Here is an 18,751-nt window from a genome sequence, read left to right on the forward strand (position 1 = left end):
GCTATGAATGTAGTAGAATTGGTAAAAGAACTAAAAGCAGTAGCTAAACCTGATGATGCGGTAGCTATGAAAGCCTATATAAAAAATAAATTTGAGTTTCTAGGAGTCAAGACTCCAGCCAGGCGGAAACTCGCAAAAGTTTTTTTCAAACATCAGATGGACTCAGTCATTGACTGGAATTTTATAAATGAAGCTTGGAATAATCCCTATCGAGAATTACAGTATGCTGCGTTGGATTATCTGGAGATTCGCAAGAAACTCTTGACTCCATCTGACTTGCCACGTTTGAAAAAGCTGGCTCAAACAAAATCTTGGTGGGATACTATTGACTTTTTTGATCGCTTGGTCGGATCAATCATTGCCCGATTTCCAGAAACCAAAGAGATTATTTTATCCTGGAGTTGCGATGAGGATATCTGGCTGCGGCGCTTGGCTATTGATCATCAGCTGCTTCGAAAAGAGGAAACAGACATAGAACTCTTGGAGAAAATTTTAGTGAATAATCTTGGTCAAACAGAATTCTTTATTAACAAGGCCATCGGTTGGGCGCTGAGAGATTATTCCAAAACCAATCCAGACTGGGTCAGAGATTTTATCGAACGGCATCAGACAGAAATGGCTGCGCTTAGTATTCGAGAGGGAAGTAAGTATTTATAAAAATTCTAATAATCTGTCTGTCTTGACATTTTCTATGTGATAGCTTATGATAGATAAGTGCGATGAGTCGATATGCAGTTTGTCTGCAAATTGAAGCATGGGAGGTCATAACGCAGGAGCGGACCTTGATCGGTTGTGTGAACCTGCTGATCACACGAAAGTGCCCTTATCCCCAGTCTACGGATTGGGGATTTTCTATTGCTCTTGATGAAACAACTTCGCAGAAGGCAGTTGAGTCGTAGAGCAATGGATGCAGTTTTGTCCGCAAGGACAAAAACTGTAAACTTTGAAAGTTCTCTTAGAGAGACGACCCCATTGGTCGAAGCCGAACTTAGAGACATTGATACTGATAAGCGCAGCGTCGTGAGCGCTATAGGTCAAAGTTGAGCTTAGAACAGCAGAAACATTTTGCCTAAAAATGCACATCATATTCTTCAGAAATATTTGCATTTTTCCTTTAAAATGGTATAATACCAACAATACACAAATTTTTTGAAAATTCAGAGAGGTTATCGCATGGGATATACAGTTGCTGTTGTTGGTGCCACTGGTGCCGTTGGCGCTCAAATGATTAAAATGCTGGAAGAATCTAGCCTTCCGATTGATAAAATACGCTATTTGGCTTCTGCTCGTTCAGCTGGTAAAGTTCTCCAGTTCAAGGGACAGGATATTACCATCGAAGAGACAACTGAGACAGCCTTTGAAGGTGTAGATATTGCTCTCTTCTCAGCTGGTGGCTCTACCTCAGCAAAATACGCTCCATACGCTGTTAAGGCTGGCGCAGTGGTGGTAGACAACACCTCATATTTCCGTCAAAATCCTGATGTGCCGCTGGTCGTTCCTGAGGTCAATGCCCACGCGCTGGATCAACACAAGGGAATTATTGCCTGCCCTAACTGTTCGACTATTCAGATGATGGTGGCTTTGGAGCCTGTCCGTCAGCAATGGGGACTGGAGCGTATCATCGTGTCCACCTATCAAGCTGTTTCTGGTGCTGGTATGGGTGCAATTCTTGAAACTCAGGGGCAGTTACGCTCTATCCTCAATGATGGTGTTAATCCTAAAGATGTAGAGGCTAATATCCTGCCTTCTGGTGGCGATAAGAAGCATTATCCGATTGCCTTTAATGCTCTTCCGCAAATCGACCTCTTCACTGACAACGACTACACTTACGAAGAGATGAAGATGACCAAGGAAACTAAGAAAATCATGGAAGATGATTCCATTGCTGTTTCTGCGACCTGCGTCCGGATTCCTGTTCTCTCTGCACACTCTGAGTCTGTTTACATCGAGACCAAAGAAGTAGCACCAATTGAAGAAGTCAAGGCGGCTATCGCAGCCTTCCCAGGAGCTGTTCTGGAGGATGATGTGACTCATCAAATCTATCCGCAAGCAGTTAATGCAGTTGGTAAGAAAGAAACCTTTGTTGGCCGGATTCGCAAGGATCTAGATGCAGAAAAAGGGATCCACATGTGGGTAGTTTCAGATAATCTCCTTAAAGGAGCAGCTTGGAATTCTGTCCAAATCGCAGAAACTCTGCATGAGCGCGGCTTGGTTCGTCCTACGGCAGAAGTTGTTTTTGAACTAAAATAAAACTTATCTACTAAAAATATAGGAAAGGGGTACGAGCAGTCTATAGCTGATTACTGCTCTTCCTATATTTTCTTATAGCTTCGCAACTAAAGGAGGAGAGACATGTCCATTACAGATTTAAAAGACGCAAGAATCATTACTGCCCTAGTCACGCCCTTCAAAGAAGATGGAAGTATCAACTTTGAAGCTCTTCCAAAGCTGATTGAGCATCTATTAGCGCATCATACAGAAGGAATTCTTCTAGCTGGAACGACAGGGGAAAGCCCAACCTTGACTCACGAGGAAGAACTTGAGCTCTTTTCAGAAGTCCAGCGTATTGTAGCAGGACGTGTGCCTTTGATTGCCGGAATTGGGACCAATGACACGCGAGATTCAGTTCAATTTGCTCGAGAAGTAGATGAATTTGGTGGCTTTGCTGCTGGTTTAGCCGTCACGCCTTATTATAACAAACCTACTCAAGAGGGACTTTATCAGCATTATAAGGCGATTGCCGAAGCATCAAATCTGCCCATTATTGTCTATAATATCCCCGGTCGGACCGTTGCTGGACTAACTGTAGAAACTTCCTTGCGTCTGGCTAAGTTACCCAATATCATTGCTATTAAAGACTGCACGGGAGTAGATACAATTGCTAGATTAGTCGAAAATGCACCAAAAGATTTCTTGGTCTATACAGGTGAAGATGGCCAAGCCTTTCATGCTAAAGCACTCGGTGCGCAAGGCGTTATTTCAGTAGCGGCTCATACTAATGGAGATGATTTTTATAATATGTTTACTGCTTTGGATCAAGGGGATATCCAAGAAGCAGCACGGATCCATCGTCAGCTCTTACCTAAAGTTGATGCCCTCTTCTCCGTCAGCAGCCCAGCTCCATTGAAAGCAGTTCTTAATCATCAAGGCTTTCACGTTGGTCCGTTGCGTTTGCCTTTGGTAGCATGTACTGAAGCAGAAGCACAGGAAATCATTAAAATTATTGAATCGTAAAGAAAGCAGGATAAAAGGCTTAAAACCAAGGTTTTAAGCCTTTTTCTTATCACAGATTGGGAAGTAATCTGTGTAATAGAATCCTATGTGTAGATTGTATTCTTACGCACTGGCACCTGAGGTCGCGTCAGCGTCTCCGCCTCCATGACCGCCAGCATCTGAAGCACCAGAAGTAGCATCTGCATCTCCATGGCCTCCAGCAGCAGGAGCGAATGGTCCGCTGCCTCCAACCAAACGTTGGCCAGTTGCTTGCAAATACCAGTCAAGCCACGGTTGGAAGTTAAAGACGATTTCATTGATACCAGCGTATGATCCATCAGGATAGTACATCGCTTGGTAGTTGTGCGTGTTGATAACACCTGCAGGTGAGCCTGGAACGATTGTACGAACGTACTCTTGGTCACCATTACGAAGGACTCCAACTACCCATTCAACATTCTTCATACGTGCAGCAGGAAGAGAGTTGTGTAGCGTTGAGAGACGACCACCTGATTGAGATGGGACACGTTTCGCAAACATTGTATCTGGATCTTGGTGAGCATTGTTGTAGTAAAGAAATTGATTGTTGTCATCTGCATAGGTCAATTCAAATGGCATAGCCTTCAAGAACATGTCAATTTGGTTAACAGTCAAGATACCATGGTCAAGTTTGACATAAGTATCACCAGACACAGCACCAACGATTTCTGCAGCTTTTTCAACCCACTCTGGATCATCAGGGTCAACACCTTGAATGGTTGTGGCGATTGGGTTTGTCACATCTAAGTCTTCAGGTTCAATTGGTTTTGGTTTTTTCAATTTTGAAACGACCTCTACATATTTGACAAAGTTATCTAAGCAAGATTCAAGGAATTTAACAGTACCTTCATTGACAATATTGCCATCATTGTCAAAAGCTTCCTTGGCTTTGCCCAGCAGGAATTCATTTCCTGGAAGGGTGTAAGCATTGACACCCGGAGCATCTAAGATTTTACGCAAATGTACTTGAGCACGAGAAGTTCCTTGATCGTAGTAAGAAGCACCAACAATCATAACTGGTTTGTTTTCAAAGGGATGAACTTCGTAAGAAAGCCATTCTAAGACACTTTTCAAAGGGGCGCTGATAGTATGGTTGTGCTCAGGAGTAGCGATGATAACACCATCTGCCCGTGTAATTTTGTTATACAAAAGGCGCAATTGGAAACTTTCATCCCATTTTTCATCTTGGTTAAACATTGGGACTTCATCGATTTCTAGTACTTCCAATTCAAATTTGAGTTTGAATTGGCGACGGATAAATTCCAATAATTTTCGGTTATATGATTGTTCGTAGTTTGATCCTACAAGTCCAATAAATTTCATTCTGTTACTCTCCTATCTTACAAATTTTCCCAGTCAAATTCTTCAGCATCTTTGCGAAGCAACTCTTGTGCGTTACGCAATTTATCTGTAATTTTGACAAAGATACGGAAGTCATCGAAAATTGCATCCAATTTTTTAATGACATCAAGATCTACTAAATCTCCATTTTGGTCAAAGGCTTGGAGAGAATGTGAAAGTAGGAACTCGTCTGGAAGAACGTTTGCTTTGAGTTCTGGAGCATTCAAAATTTGACGGAGCTGCAGTTGAGCACGAGAGGAACCAAGCGTACCGAAAGAAGCACCGGTAATCATAACGGGCTTGTTCAGCATCGGATAGATACCATAAGAAAGCCAAGCCAGAGCGTTCATAAGCACAGCTGGGATAGAGTGGTCATACTCAGGCGTACCAATGAGTACACCATCAGCAGCATCGATTTTCTCCGCAATCTCTGATACCAACTCAGGGATGTTCCTGTCAGCAGGTTTATTAAACATAGGGATATCTTTAATCTCTACCAGCTCGATTTCGGCCTTGTCGGCAAAATGCTTCTGCATATATTGAAGAAGCTGACGGTTTGTAGAACGTTTGGAATTTGTTCCCACAATCGCAATAAGTTTTAACATAGAATTTCCTTTCCTAAATTAAAATATTTTTTTATTTTTAATTACTGCAATAGATTCTTTACAAGTCCTGAACTGTAAAAAATATGATCATCTCGAGTAGCAATTAGGCACTCGATTCCTCTTTGTTTTTCAACTTGCGCTAAGATAGAAGCAGGAGTTTCTCCAAAGAGTCTTGTTGTCCAGATTTCACCGTCTACCGACTTATCAGATACGATCGTGAGACTGACCAGCTGATTCTCAATCGGATAACCTGTTTTTCTATCTAAAATGTGATGATAGGTCTTGCCTTTAACCTTTAGCGTCCGCTCATAAGTCCCAGAAGTAACGACCGATTGATTAGTAATCGACAAGACAGCCAAGTGTTTTCCTCTAGAAAGTTTTGGATTCTGAATCCCAATTCTCCAAGCACGATGGGTAGCTTTGTTTTCTCCGATAGTGAGGACATTCCCTCCCAGATTTATCAAAGCCGAGGTGACTCCTTCACCTTGAAGATAGAGTTTAATCTTGTCAGCTATGTAGCCCTTAGCCAAAGCACCAAGATCAAGCTTCATGCCTTTCTTCTCCAGAAATACTCTGGAATGTGTTTTATCCAGTTGAATGAAATGTGGATCTGTCAGGCTGAGTGCTTGTTTGATCTGCTCTGGGCTTGGAAGGTGGGCATCGGAAAATCCAATTCGCCAAGTCTGAACAAGCGGACCAATAGTAATATTTAAATGACTGGCCTCACTCAAACTATGAAATTTTCCTAATTCAATTAATTCAAATAAATCAGGATGAACCTGAACCCAGCCAATTCCAGCCATTTGATTGATCTTCATCAATTCTGAATCATCATCGTTTGCACTAAAACGATTTTTGTAAAGATGAAGCAGACTAATCACCTCGTCCAGTATTGTTTCAGCTCTTTCATGAAGAAGTGAGATACAGATTGTGCTTCCCATCAGTTGGAGCGACCGAGAAGTAAAATCCATACAGTTGTAACCCTTCTTATTCTTTCTATGACTATCTTATTTTAACAAAAAGATAGCGTTTTTGCAATTCTATTTTATTAAATTTCAGAAAATAACTTCGGAAAATTTAAGGTAAAAGAAAGGTTGTTTCCTACCATGATTCCATAGATTTTCATTCTTCTTTCACGTTTTTTACTATCTATGAGCAAATAGATTGTAAACGCTCCCAGCTTCTGTTATAATAGTCGGGTAAAACTTTATTTAGAAAAAGGTAGGAAATATCTCTATGAGTAAAATCGTTGTAGTGGGTGCTAACCACGCTGGTACTGCGTGTATCAACACTATGTTGGACAACTTTGGTCATGAAAATGAAATCGTTGTATTTGACCAAAACTCAAACATTTCATTCCTAGGATGTGGAATGGCGCTTTGGATCGGTGAACAAATCGACGGACCTGAAGGCTTATTCTACTCTAACAAAGAAAAATTGGAAGAAAAAGGTGCTAGAATTTACATGAATTCACCTGTTCTTTCAATCGACTATGACAACAAGGTTGTTACAGCAGAAGTTGAAGGTCAAGAACACAAAGAATCTTACGACAAATTGATCTTTGCGACTGGATCTACTCCAATCTTGCCACCAATCGAAGGTGTTGAAATTGTCGAAGGCAACCGTGAATTCAAAACAACTCTTGACAACGTTCAATTTGTTAAGTTGTACCAAAATGCTGAAGAAGTGATCAACAAACTTGCTGACAAGAGCAATCACCTTGAGCGCATTGCCGTTGTTGGTGGTGGTTACATCGGTGTTGAGCTTGCTGAAGCTTTTGAACGTCTTGGAAAAGAAGTTGTGCTTGTTGACATCGTAGATACTGTTTTGAATGGCTACTATGACAAGGACTTCACTCAATTGATGGCTAAGAACTTGGAAGACCACAACATCCGCTTAGCTCTTGGTCAAACTGTAAAAGCTATCCAAGGTGATGGCAAAGTTGAACGCTTGGTAACAGACAAAGAAACATTTGATGTGGACATGGTTGTTCTTGCAGTTGGTTTCCGTCCTAACACAGCTCTTGCTGATGGTAAGATTGAACTCTTCCGCAACGGCGCTTTCCTTGTAGACAAGAAACAAGAAACATCTATCCCAGGAGTTTACGCAGTAGGTGACTGTGCGACAGTTTATGACAATGCTCGTAAAGACACAAGCTATATCGCTCTTGCGTCAAATGCTGTACGTACTGGTATCGTTGGTGCCTACAACGCTTGTGGTCATGAACTTGAAGGAATCGGTGTGCAAGGATCAAACGGTATCTCTATCTACGGACTTCACATGGTTTCAACTGGTTTGACTCTTGAAAAAGCTAAAGCAGCTGGTTACAATGCTACTGAAACAGGCTTCAACGACCTTCAAAAACCAGAATTTATGAAACATGACAACCACGAAGTAGCAATCAAGATTGTCTTTGATAAAGACAGCCGTGAAATCCTTGGTGCGCAAATGGTATCTCATGATCCTGCAATCGGTATGGGAATCCACATGTTCTCACTGGCAATTCAAGAACATGTAACCATTGATAAGTTGGCTTTGACAGATATCTTCTTCTTGCCACACTTCAACAAACCATACAACTACATCACAATGGCTGCACTGACAGCTGAAAAATAATTCTCGAAAAGTCCCAATGAGGGGGGTCAAAATCGAAGACAAAGTAGCCTTTTCGGTTGCTTTGTCTTTTCTTTTTCCGAAATCTCTGTGCCCCAGATGAAGTAACATGAATTATGCTTTTTGATAGAGAGCAATCAATCCAAATTTTATCATGATGCCATGATGCGACGAGAATATAGAATTAGTCCTTCTTTTTCTAGTGTCATCTTGATTTTTTGAACACCGGAAATTGACTTGCTTCATTTTCTCTTCCACTTCAACATAAGCGATAAACACTTTAAGTCTCCAGAACGAAGATAGATCAGCAGTAGTGTTCTAATTAGTATCTAAAATAGCTATCTTTTGTATTTTTCTGTTATACTAAGATGAAAATAAAATTTTAGAAAGTTGCTATATGAAGAAAAATATTGTTCTTTTCACTTTTCTCCTTCTGAGCGCGATCGGCTTGGAATACGAGACACAAGCTTATACCACTGGCAGTATGTCAGGTACTGCTTATGGAATTGTCGGACTGTCAGCCCTCTTGGCGCTGCTTTATATCATCCCAGCTCTGCTTTTGATTCGCAGTTTGGGTAAAAAATGGCAGACGCCTGCATTTAGCCTAGGTGTAGCTCTGCTGGGTGGTCTTTTCATTTCTGGCTGGACTTCTGGCTTGGCCAATACCTATATCCATGAGTGGGTCAGCACGAGCTTTCCAAATACTGTGATTAGTTATCTGGAGAATGCCCTCGCTGCTCCTCTGGTTGAAGAACCACTCAAGCTCTTAGCAGTTGCTTTCGCTGTCTATCTAGTGCCAGTCAAGAAACTGAGAGCCTTTTTACTGCTAGGAATTACAGCTGGTATGGGCTTCCAAATCAGTGAAGATTTCTCATATATCCTTTCTGATCTGCCTGAAGGTTTTTCCTTCACTATCTCTGGTATCTTAGGTCGTATCACTGGTGGGGTAGCTTCTCACTGGCTCTACACTGCTTTGACCACTATCGGCTTAGCCCTGATGTTCCGATTTGCCAAGACACAAAAGGCCTACTTTAAAGCTGGACTATTTTATTTCTTGTCAGCTTTTGTACTCCATTTCCTATGGAACTCTCCGTTGACTTCTATTGAAACGGATATCCCAGTCATCGTTCCTGCCATGACTGCTGTGGCTGTCTTTATCTTCTACCAAGCCTACCAAACAACTCAGAAAATCGATCAGGAAGACTTGTCAGTATAAACGCAACACGGCCTTGAAGGTCGTGTTTTTGATAGCTGGTCTGTAAAGTTTAAGAGATGAAAGAAAAACTATAATAGATATTACCTTGTTTCTGGGCTATATTTTATGCTAAAATGTTGCTATAACATCTTTTGGAGAGAGAGTATGATAAGACAAACAGAGCAGGTTTCTGATACAAGAAAAGAATTTAAATTTATGTCCAGCTCCATTATTTCTCAAGTTTTTAGAGGGATTCTGGTAGGTATTTTTGCTGGAGTAGTAGTGGGAGCATTTCGTTTTTTGATTGAAAAAAGTTTTCACTTGGTTCAAGCAGCTTATGTGAGGGGCAGAAGCGAGTGGCTTTGGCTGGTGGCACTGCTTTTCTTGTATGCTTTCATTGTCTTCATAAATGCTAGATTAGTACGTACGGAAAGGGATATAAAAGGTTCGGGGATTCCGCAAGTTGAGGCCGAGTTGAAAGGCTTGATGTCTCTCTCTTGGTGGAGCATTCTCTGGAAAAAATTCCTAGTGGGTACTTTGGCGATTTCTAGTGGTTTGATGCTGGGGCGTGAGGGACCAAGTATTCAACTGGGTGCTATGAGCGGAAAAGGTATTTCAAAGTGGCTGAAGCTGAGTCCATTGGAAGAACGTGCCTTGATTGCCAGCGGTGCAGCTGCGGGTTTGGCTGCGGCTTTTAATGCGCCAATTGCAGGTTTGCTCTTTGTCGTTGAGGAAGTTTACCATCATTTTTCTCGAGTTTTTTGGGTTTCAACCTTGGCTGCAAGTTTGGTGGCGAATTTCATTTCCCTGTCTATGTTTGGCCTGACTCCTGTTTTGGATATGCCAGATAATATTCCTTTCATGGGGCTGGAGCAGTACTGGATCTATATTTTAATGGGGCTGTTTTTGGGCTTGTCTGGCTTTCTCTATGAAAAAGCAGTTCTCAATATTCATCTGGTTTATGAAGCTCTGGGAAAATTTTTTAGGCTGCCGAAAAATTACTATCCGATTTTTGCCTTTGTTTTGATCATTCCGATTGGTTATTTTCTGCCTCATTTGCTAGGTGGCGGGAATCAGCTGATTCTGTCTCTGACGAGTGCTCATTACACAGTTGGAACCTTGATTCTATTTTTCCTACTCCGTTTTGTATGGAGCATGATCAGTTATGGTAGCGGCCTGCCTGGTGGTATTTTCCTGCCCATTCTGGCTTTGGGCTCTTTACTAGGCGCAGCAATTGGAGCACTTTGTGTCCAAGCTGGCTTTATTTCTCAGGAACAATTTCCAATCTTTATCATCTTGGGAATGAGTGGGTATTTTGGCGCTATTTCCAAAGCTCCGCTAACGGCTATGATTCTCGTGACGGAGATGGTGGGAGATATCCGTAACCTTATGCCACTGGGTTTGGTCACTCTGATGGCCTATATTGCCATGGATCTGCTAAAAGGAGCGCCTGTTTATGAGGCTATGTTAGAAAAAATGCTACCTCATCGGATTGAAGATGACGGAGAAACAACCCTGATTGAAATTCCTGTTTCAGAAAAAATCGCAGGGCGACAAGTGCATGAGTTGGAGCTGCCACACGGCGTTTTAATTACCATGAATATTCATAAGGGCAAGACACAGACGGTCAACGGAGCCAGTCGTCTCTACCTAGGAGATACGATTTATGTAGTCGTTAAGAAAACGGAAATTGGCCAAATTAAAGATATCTTGCTTTAAAATACTTGTTTCTTGACTCAGAAAGATGAGTTTTATTATAATTATCTGACAATTTGTTGAAATATGAGAAAAAAATTGTTATAATTTGTAAGAATTCGCCCCCTTGAGGGAAAATAAAGGAGTCAAGATGAAAAAACTTGGAATTGCCCTATTTTCAACAGCTATTTTACTGACTGGCTGTGCTGCCAATCAAAACTCAACTACAAGTGCCAGCAGTTCGGAAGCCAAAACGAGTCTTTCGGCTTCTGACCAGAAAGCTTTGGATAAGGTAACAACAGAGTATAAGGCTTTTGTACAGAAAGAAATCGATCAATTGCTGACAGATACGGAGAAGTTCAGAGATACGCTCAAAGAAGGCAAGCTTGACGAAGCCAAGAAAATGTATCCGCTGATTCGTATGAGCTACGAGCGTTCAGAGCCGATTGCCGAGAGCTTCGGAGAGTCTGATGTGAAAATCGATTTCCGCTTAGCTGACTATCTGGATGAAAACAAAACCGAAGAAGGCTGGTCGGGTTTCCACCGAATTGAAAAAATTCTATGGGAAAGTAACACAACGGCTGGGACAGAGAAATATGCAGACCAGCTGGTCAATGACATTAAAGAATTAAAGGCTAAAATTGCGACTGTTGAGGTTACGCCAGACATCATGCTGACTGGTGCAGTTGACCTGCTCAACGAAGTGGCGACCAGCAAGATTACTGGTGAAGAAGAAATCTTTTCCCATACGGATCTATATGATTTCCGTGCCAATATCCAAGGGGCAGAAAAGATTTTTGAACTCTTTAAACCTTTGATTGCGAAGAAAGATGAAAAACTGGTAAAAAGTATAGAAACTGAGTTTAAGAATGTCAATAGTCTACTAGACAAGCAGATGACGGACTCTGAAAATTATAAACTTTATACCGAATTGAGCAAGGAAGATACCAAAGAGCTAGGAGAAGCTGTCACAAAACTGGGCGAACCTCTCTCGCAAATGGGAATCATCCTAGATGGGAAGTAAGAAGATGACCAAGGACGAAAAATGGTTTAATAAAAAAATGGATCGTCGGGAATTTCTTAAAAAAGCAGGGATTGGAGGCGCAGGCTTAGCGCTGGGTGTCTCCAGTGCATCTGCTTTTTTCGCTAATCAAGCGAAGGAAGACAAGAAATTTGCTGATGGTGGGGAAGAAATCAGTTTTTACGGTGAACATCAAGCTGGCATTACGACAGCTATGCAAAAGAATATCTATTTTGTCATTCTGGATTTGCATACGATGGATAGGGAGACCATTATTCAGATGTTCAAGGACTGGACCGCTTACAGTGAAAAGTTGGTCAATGGAGAGCTGGTCAAAAAAGACGGCGCCAATGCTCTCTTGCCTCCTACGGATACTGGAGAAACGGTCGGCCTCAACCCTTATCGACTGACCTTGACCTTTGGCGTCTCCGCCTCTTTCCTGAAAAAAATGGGCTTGGAGGATAAAAAGCCCAAGGAATTTCGCGATATGCCTCCTTTCCCTAAGGAACAACTAAAAGAGAAATATACTGGCGGTGACATTGTTATTCAAGCTTGCGCGGATGATGAACAGGTGGCTTTTCATGCTGTTCGCAATCTGGTTCGTAAAGCGCGAAATGCTGTTACCATGAAATGGAGTCAGGCTGGCTTTGCTGCCATTGGCGATCGTATGTCCACTCCCCGCAATCTATTTGGTTTTAAAGACGGCACGGCCAATGTAACCAAGGAGAAAGATTTTGACAAGGTGGTTTGGTGTGACAGCAAGGACTGGATGAAGGGTGGCTCTTATATGGCTGTCCGCCGAATCCAGATGTTTCTTGAGACTTGGGATCGGACCAATTTGCAAGAGCAGGAAAACACCTTTGGTCGTTATAAGGAGAGCGGAGCGCCCTTTGGCAAGACGAATGAATTTGACGAGGTAGACTTGGACTTGCTTCCAGTTGATGCACATGTGCGACTGGCCAAAGAAGTCGACAAGCCTCTCTATCGCCGTTCCTATTCTTATTCAGATGGTATTGACGAAACAACCGGTCAATTTGATACAGGTTTGCTTTTTATCTCTTTCCAAAAGGATCCCGACAGTTTTATCAAAGTCCAGACCAATCTTGGAGCACAGGATAAGATGAATGAATATGTCACCCATGTAGGCAGTGGCTTGTTTGCTTGCTTCGGCGGTGTCAAAAAAGGAGAATATCTTGGTCAGAAATTATTTGAATAAACTCCTGTTTTTGCTCCTGACTCTCTTGCTACTAGTTCAGCCTGTATCAGCTGAGGATTCTTATAGCAATCTCTTTATCAAGATTACGGATGCTAGCACCGCTGTTCAAAAGGGTGACCAAGCCAGTGCCAAACAATTGCTGGAGGAAATCCAGACTGAATTTGCAGCTTTAAGCAACCATGACTCAGTTGCAGGGAAAGAAGTCAGCAAGGCATTGACTATCTCGGGAGATGTGACAGAGGACAAGCTGACCAAGGTTTCAGCTGCTCTTTTAGCTTTTGAAAAGGAGCAGAATCCCGTTGATCTAGAGGCGGAAAAAAGCAAGCTGGTCAATAAACTAGAATCAAAATTTCAAGCTCTTCAGGCAGCGATTGAGAGCAAGGATCTTGAAAAGATTCGTGAAGCCTATAAAAAAATGAATTCGACTTGGACCGCCAATGAAGGTGTGGTGCGGGATCATAGCACAGCTCACTATGGCAAGGTGGAAACGGCCATTTCCTTTTTACGGAGTGCTATCGAGACGGAGCCAACGGATTTTGAAGCCATTCAAACTTCCTATGATGACCTGAGGACGGCGATTGATAGCTTTGTCAAGGGAGAAGAAGCGACAGCTAGCAGTGAAAATCTTACGCTGGCAGATGGTATTGGCCTGCTAAAAAAGGCTCTGCTTGCTTTCCAAAAGGGGGACGAAAAGCAGGGCAAGGCTGCCATGAAGAAATTTATCACGATTTGGCCAAGCGTTGAAGGAGATGTCAGCACTAAAAATCCTTCCCTCTATACAAAAGTAGAAAGCCAGTCGCCTGTCATCATGGTGAAGGGCAAGGATAAGGACTATCAAGACCAGCTAGAATCCTTGATTAGTGAGCTAGAGCAGATTGATACTAGCGGAGCTTATACTTTCTTTGATGCCATGCTGATTTTGTTGCGTGAGGGCGTTGAGGCTCTGCTGATTGTGATGGCACTTGTCACGACGCTCAAGGCCTCCAAAATGAAAAAAGGCCTCAAATGGGTTTATACTGGTGCTGGCTTGGGCGTACTAGCCAGTGCGGCCATTGCCATTTTGCTGCAGACTCTTTTTCCAGCCGTTGCCTCTGGCTCTAATCGTGAAATCATTGAGGGCGCAGTGGGGATTTTTGCGGTTGTTATGATGATTTTGGTCGGTATTTGGCTCCACAGTAAGTCCTCTGTCAAGAAGTGGAATGACTTCATGGAAAGTCAGATGCAGGCAGTGACAGCCAGTGGTAGTTTTATTTCCATGTTTGCCCTGAGCTTTCTCGCTGTCTTCCGTGAAGGAGCAGAGACCATCTTGTTCTATGCAGGCATTTTACCACGAATTACTGCTCTAGACTTCTTTTTGGGACTGGGACTTGCTATTTTGGTTTTAGTCTTGCTCGCAATTCTAATGACCAAGGCCAGCAGTCTCATTCGGCCTCATCGGATTTTCTTTGGTCTGACCTGGCTGATTTATGCCTTGGCCTTTAAGATGTTGGGTGTCAGCATTCATGCCCTGCAATTAACAGCCATTTTACCTAGTCACTTGCTGTCTCATCTTCCAACCATTGATTGGCTGGGAATTTATCCGAGCCTAGAAGTGCTTCTAAGTCAAGCCATCTTTCTTGTCGTTGTCCTTTATGTGACCTTTAGAAATCGGCAAAAGGAGCGAGCAGATGTCTAGTAAGGAACAGACCGTTGTTGAGCACTTGACGGAATTTAGATGGCGTTTTATAGCTGTTTTAATCTGGTTCGGTTTGATTTTTCTGGTCAGTCTGCTTTTTGCAGCGAATATTTACAAATGGTTGACCGCTTCTTTTGAGCAGAAGCTGATTGTATTGGGACCAGACGACATTCTTTGGATTTATATTAGCCTGGCTAGTCTTGTGGCTTTCTCACTGACCCTGCCTTTTATGGTCTATCAGATTTGGGAATTTATCCGCCCTGCTCTTAGAAATAGTGAGGCCAAGGCGATTTTTGCTTATATACCAGCTACATTTTTCAGCTTTGTCTTGGGCTTAGCCTTTGGCTTTTACTTTGTCAGCCCCGCTATTTTGCAAGTTTTGCTCTCTTTAGGAGATGGTTTATTTGCCGTTCAGATGACAGCGCAGAACTACCTATCCTTTCTATTTCACACGACCATTCCGATTGCTTGCTTGTTTGAATTGCCTGTCATTGTGGCCTTTCTCACATCAATCGGTTTGCTCAAACCGCAATTTTTGATAAAATATAGACGCTATGCTTATTTCGTTTTATTGGTATTAGCAGTAATCTTGACGCCGGCTGATTTTATCAGTGACTTGTCAATGACAGTACCGCTGATTTTGCTGTATGAAGTCAGTATCCTACTGAGTAAAATGATTGAGAAAAGGAGAATATCGTAATGGGAATTTTAAAAGACATCGGACTACCGGGCCTTATCGTTATCGTTCTAGGAGCCTTGCTGATTTTTGGACCAAAACGTCTGCCAGAGCTAGGGCAGTCGATTGGAAAAATGTTTTCAGAGTTTAAAAAGGCAGTCGATGGAGGAGCAGAAGACTCCAACTCAGATACAGATAAGAAAGATTAAAACACGGGCACCCGTGTTTTTTCTTAATTTACGAACGTTACTCTATAATTCGACTAAAATGTTTTACAAAACCTGGACCTTGTGATATACTTTTTCTGGAAATGTCTGGATAGATATAGCGATGCTGAATAGCATAGGTAGGTCATTTTTAAGTATTGATAAGGAGTTTTCCATGCTCAATGATTTTCAGGTTTTTGACTATGAAGATATTCAACTAATCCCAGCGAAATGTATTGTGAAAAGCCGTTCGGAAGCTGACACCAGTGTGAAATTCGGTAAACATAGGTTTCGGATGCCGGTCGTACCGTCCAATATGCAGACGATTATTGACGAATCTGTCGCTGAAGAGCTTGCTCGAGGAGGCTATTTCTACATCATGCACCGTTTCGATGAGGAAGGTCGCAAACCATTCGTTAAGCAAATGCATGAGCAAGGCCTGATTGCTTCTATTTCAGTTGGTGTGAAAGACTATGAATATGACTTCGTTAGCAGCCTCAAAGATGACGCGCCAGAATATATTACGATTGATATTGCGCATGGGCACTCAGACAGTGTGATTCAAATGATTCAGCACATCAAAAAAGAATTACCAGAGACCTTTGTCATTGCTGGAAATGTCGGAACTCCAGAAGCCGTACGGGAGCTGGAAAATGCTGGCGCGGATGCAACTAAAGTCGGAATTGGCCCAGGCAAGGTTTGCATTACCAAGGTCAAGACAGGTTTTGGTACGGGTGGCTGGCAGTTGTCTGCGCTTCGTTGGTGTTCAAAGGTTGCCCGCAAGCCTATTATTGCGGACGGAGGAATTCGAACGCATGGAGATATTGCCAAATCGATCCGCTTTGGGGCCAGCATGGTCATGATTGGATCGCTCTTTGCTGGCCACATTGAAAGCCCAGGTGAAACCATCGAGGTAGATGGTGATAAGTTTAAAGAATACTATGGTTCTGCATCCGAGTATCAAAAAGGTGCTTATAAAAATGTCGAAGGCAAGAAAATTTTGCTGCCAGCCAAGGGACATTTGCAAGACACATTAACTGAAATGGAGCAGGATTTGCAGAGCTCGATTTCCTATGCGGGGGGTCGTGATTTGCATAGCCTAACTCGCGTGGACTATGTCATCGTCAAAAATTCCATCTGGAATGGCGATGCCCATTAATTGAATATATAAGAAACTTATTTATCTTGCTAATGATTGGGGCAAGGTCTCTACAAGATGCCAAACATCTAACAATAAGTGAGTCTAATGACTTTCTGGTACTTTCAGTGCCAGGCTGTTTGTCGTTGAAAAGAGGGACTTGCTTATATAGTAGGTCCTTTTTCGATTTATTGGGACTATTAAAAAGGAGAAAATATGAAAAAATTAGAAGAGAGAATTCTGCAAGACGGCAACGTTTTGGGAGAAAATATTCTCAAAGTTGACTCTTTCCTGACCCATCAGGTTGATTTTTCGCTCATGAAAGAAATTGGTCAGGTATTTGCTGAGCATTTCAGGGATACAGGCATTACAAAGGTTGTAACGATTGAGGCGTCTGGGATCGCACCAGCAGTCTACACAGCAGAAGCCTTGAATGTTCCAATGATTTTTGCTAAAAAATCTAAGAATATCACCATGACCGAAGGGATTTTAACAGCAGAAGTATATTCCTTTACCAAGCAGGTCACTTCGACCGTCTCCATCGCTGGCAAGTTTTTGGAGTCAAGTGACAAGGTTTTGGTCATTGATGATTTCTTGGCAAATGGCCAGGCAGCCAACGGCCTGATTAAAATCATTGAAGAGGCTGGCGCTGAGGTAGCAGCTGTTGGAATCGTAATTGAGAAATCTTTCCAAGATGGTCGAAGCTTGCTAGAAGCTCAAGGACAAACAGTTCTTTCTCTGGCTCGAATCGATCGATTTGAAAATGGGAAAGTTGTATTTAGAGAGGCAGACTTATAAGATGAACTACAACGAAGAAAAACATTCACAGGCAGCCGTTTTAGGTTTGCAGCATTTGTTGGCTATGTATTCGGGCTCCATCTTGGTGCCGATTATGATTGCTGGGGCTTTGGGCTATTCGGCTGAGCAATTGACCTATCTGATTTCAACAGACATTTTTATGTGTGGTATTGCAACTCTTTTGCAGCTACAGCTAAATAAGTATTTTGGTATCGGTTTGCCAGTCGTGTTGGGCGTGGCCTTCCAGTCCGTTGCTCCTTTGATTATCATTGGGCAGAGTCACGGTAGTGGTGCCATGTTTGGTGCCTTGATTGCATCAGGGATTTATGTTGTTCTGATTGCTGGGATTTTCTCAAAAATCGCCAATCTATTTCCTTCGGTTGTGACTGGTTCGGTCATTACGACCATTGGCTTGACCTTGATTCCAGTAGCCATTGGCAATATGGGAAATAACGTAGACAAGCCAACCGCTCAAAGTCTGATTCTAGCAGCTGTGACAGTACTGATCATTCTATTGATTAACATTTTTACCAAAGGTTTTATCAAATCCATCTCTATTTTGATTGGTTTGATTGTCGGAACGGGCATTGCCGGGGCCATGGGCTTGGTAGATCTGACGCCAGTCGCACAGGCTCCGCTGGTTCATGTGCCAACACCTTTCTATTTCGGAGCACCGAAGTTTGATTTTTCTTCTATCGTGATGATGTGTATCATCGCAACGGTTTCCTTAGTAGAGTCAACAGGGGTGTACTTAGCACTTTCTGACATTACCAAAGATGAGATTGACAGCACCCGCTTGCGAAATGGCTATCGAGCAGAAGGACTTGCGGTCTTGCTAGGCGGTATTTTCAACACCTTCCCTTACACAGGTTTTTCCCAGAATGTTGGCCTAGTCAAATTATCCGGTATCAAAACACGGCTACCGATTTACTATGCAGCCAGTTTCCTGATTCTCCTCGGCCTTTTGCCAAAATTCGGAGCCTTGGCGCAGATTATCCCAAGTCCAGTTCTTGGTGGTGCCATGCTGGTCATGTTTGGTTTTGTATCCGTTCAGGGGATGCAAATCTTAGCGCGTGTTGACTTTGAGCACAGCGAGCATAATTTCCTCATTGCAGCGATTTCTATCTCATCAGGTGTCGGACTCAATGGTAGCAGCCTTTTCAACAGCCTACCGACAAGTCTTCAGATGTTCTTCTCAAACGGAATTGTCATGGCCAGTCTGATTGCCATTGTCCTAAACGCTATCCTAAATCGAAAAAATAAATAAGAAAGAGAGTGGGACAGACAGCCATGACGACATAGCCGTCACCCACAGAAACA

The 18,751-nt window shown here is 42.6% G+C and carries 19 protein-coding genes and 1 riboswitch; of the genes, 16 read left to right on the plus strand and 3 right to left on the minus strand.

The genetic code is table 11. From position 1 onward, the window contains the following. Positions 1 to 3: 3 nt before the first annotated feature. From SSIN_RS06180 to dapA, 5 genes are all read left to right on the plus strand, one after another. Complete coding sequence (locus SSIN_RS06180; protein WP_037616953.1) at positions 4 to 657, plus strand: DNA alkylation repair protein; 654 nt, start codon at positions 4 to 6, stop codon at positions 655 to 657. A 62-nt stretch (positions 658 to 719) separates the two neighbouring features. Beyond that, positions 720 to 899 (plus strand): hypothetical protein, encoded by a 180-nt coding sequence (locus tag SSIN_RS10265; protein ID WP_156956296.1) that lies wholly within the window; start codon positions 720 to 722, stop codon positions 897 to 899. Beyond that, on the plus strand, positions 865 to 1,044 hold the full coding sequence (locus SSIN_RS10930; protein WP_084578627.1) for a hypothetical protein: 180 nt from the start codon (positions 865 to 867) through the stop codon (positions 1,042 to 1,044). The genes SSIN_RS10265 and SSIN_RS10930 overlap by 35 nt, the downstream gene beginning before the upstream one ends. Positions 1,045 to 1,173: 129 nt before the next feature. Then, positions 1,174 to 2,250 (plus strand): aspartate-semialdehyde dehydrogenase, encoded by a 1,077-nt coding sequence (locus SSIN_RS06185; protein ID WP_037616955.1) that lies wholly within the window; start codon positions 1,174 to 1,176, stop codon positions 2,248 to 2,250. Between the two features lie 102 nt (positions 2,251 to 2,352). Beyond that, positions 2,353 to 3,234: a 4-hydroxy-tetrahydrodipicolinate synthase gene (gene dapA / locus SSIN_RS06190; protein ID WP_037616958.1), complete on the plus strand. Its 882-nt coding sequence runs from the start codon at positions 2,353 to 2,355 to the stop codon at positions 3,232 to 3,234. A gap of 102 nt (positions 3,235 to 3,336) precedes the next feature. Here dapA and SSIN_RS06195 read toward each other — a convergent pair whose 3' ends face one another. Genes SSIN_RS06195 through SSIN_RS06205 form a run of 3 tightly spaced genes read right to left on the minus strand, consistent with a single transcriptional unit; the run spans position 3,337 to position 6,169 of the window. Next, positions 3,337 to 4,575, minus strand: coding sequence for an NAD(P)H-dependent oxidoreductase (locus tag SSIN_RS06195; protein ID WP_037616961.1), 1,239 nt, complete (start codon positions 4,573 to 4,575; stop codon positions 3,337 to 3,339). Positions 4,576 to 4,592: 17 nt separating this feature from the next. Then, positions 4,593 to 5,198 (minus strand): NADPH-dependent FMN reductase, encoded by a 606-nt coding sequence (locus SSIN_RS06200; RefSeq protein WP_037616963.1) that lies wholly within the window; start codon positions 5,196 to 5,198, stop codon positions 4,593 to 4,595. Between the two features lie 41 nt (positions 5,199 to 5,239). Beyond that, positions 5,240 to 6,169: an FAD:protein FMN transferase gene (locus SSIN_RS06205; protein ID WP_037616965.1), complete on the minus strand. Its 930-nt coding sequence runs from the start codon at positions 6,167 to 6,169 to the stop codon at positions 5,240 to 5,242. A gap of 265 nt (positions 6,170 to 6,434) precedes the next feature. Between SSIN_RS06205 and nox the strand changes: the two genes are divergently transcribed. The 11 genes from nox to SSIN_RS06260 all read left to right on the plus strand — a co-directional run bounded on the left by nox (position 6,435) and on the right by SSIN_RS06260 (position 18,698). Then, positions 6,435 to 7,814, plus strand: coding sequence for a H2O-forming NADH oxidase (gene nox, locus SSIN_RS06210; RefSeq protein WP_037616967.1), 1,380 nt, complete (start codon positions 6,435 to 6,437; stop codon positions 7,812 to 7,814). 394 nt (positions 7,815 to 8,208) lie between these two features. Further along, entirely contained in the window at positions 8,209 to 9,027 is an 819-nt protein-coding gene (locus SSIN_RS06215) for a PrsW family intramembrane metalloprotease (RefSeq protein WP_037616969.1), read from the plus strand. Between the two features lie 144 nt (positions 9,028 to 9,171). After that, a complete protein-coding gene (locus tag SSIN_RS06220; RefSeq protein WP_037616972.1) occupies positions 9,172 to 10,725 on the plus strand; it encodes a ClC family H(+)/Cl(-) exchange transporter in 1,554 nt (517 codons plus the stop codon). 127 nt (positions 10,726 to 10,852) lie between these two features. Then, on the plus strand, positions 10,853 to 11,725 hold the full coding sequence (gene efeO, locus SSIN_RS06225) for an iron uptake system protein EfeO (RefSeq protein WP_037616974.1): 873 nt from the start codon (positions 10,853 to 10,855) through the stop codon (positions 11,723 to 11,725). Positions 11,726 to 11,729: 4 nt separating this feature from the next. Next, a complete protein-coding gene (efeB, locus tag SSIN_RS06230) occupies positions 11,730 to 12,938 on the plus strand; it encodes an iron uptake transporter deferrochelatase/peroxidase subunit (RefSeq protein WP_037616992.1) in 1,209 nt (402 codons plus the stop codon). Further along, positions 12,916 to 14,613 carry an FTR1 family iron permease gene (locus SSIN_RS06235; protein WP_037616977.1) on the plus strand — a complete coding sequence of 566 codons (1,698 nt, stop codon included), beginning with the start codon at positions 12,916 to 12,918 and terminating at the stop codon, positions 14,611 to 14,613. Before efeB ends, SSIN_RS06235 begins: the two co-directional genes overlap by 23 nt. Then, positions 14,606 to 15,313 (plus strand): twin-arginine translocase subunit TatC, encoded by a 708-nt coding sequence (gene tatC, locus SSIN_RS06240; protein WP_037616980.1) that lies wholly within the window; start codon positions 14,606 to 14,608, stop codon positions 15,311 to 15,313. Before SSIN_RS06235 ends, tatC begins: the two co-directional genes overlap by 8 nt. Continuing rightward, positions 15,313 to 15,498 (plus strand): twin-arginine translocase TatA/TatE family subunit, encoded by a 186-nt coding sequence (locus SSIN_RS06245; protein WP_037616982.1) that lies wholly within the window; start codon positions 15,313 to 15,315, stop codon positions 15,496 to 15,498. Before tatC ends, SSIN_RS06245 begins: the two co-directional genes overlap by 1 nt. Before the next feature lie 172 nt (positions 15,499 to 15,670). Continuing rightward, the gene (guaC, locus tag SSIN_RS06250) at positions 15,671 to 16,654 is read left to right on the plus strand and encodes a GMP reductase (protein ID WP_037616984.1); all 984 of its coding nucleotides are present in this window, start codon (positions 15,671 to 15,673) and stop codon (positions 16,652 to 16,654) included. Beyond that, a riboswitch (purine riboswitch) is annotated at positions 16,652 to 16,749 on the plus strand. It overlaps the preceding gene by 3 nt. A 100-nt stretch (positions 16,750 to 16,849) precedes the next feature. Beyond that, positions 16,850 to 17,431 carry a xanthine phosphoribosyltransferase gene (locus SSIN_RS06255; protein WP_037616986.1) on the plus strand — a complete coding sequence of 194 codons (582 nt, stop codon included), beginning with the start codon at positions 16,850 to 16,852 and terminating at the stop codon, positions 17,429 to 17,431. Between the two features lies 1 nt (position 17,432). After that, positions 17,433 to 18,698 carry a nucleobase:cation symporter-2 family protein gene (locus SSIN_RS06260; RefSeq protein WP_037616988.1) on the plus strand — a complete coding sequence of 422 codons (1,266 nt, stop codon included), beginning with the start codon at positions 17,433 to 17,435 and terminating at the stop codon, positions 18,696 to 18,698. Positions 18,699 to 18,751 lie beyond the last annotated feature (53 nt).

This window comes from Streptococcus sinensis (assembly GCF_000767835.1).
GTDB classification, from domain to species: Bacteria; Bacillota; Bacilli; order Lactobacillales; family Streptococcaceae; genus Streptococcus; species Streptococcus sinensis.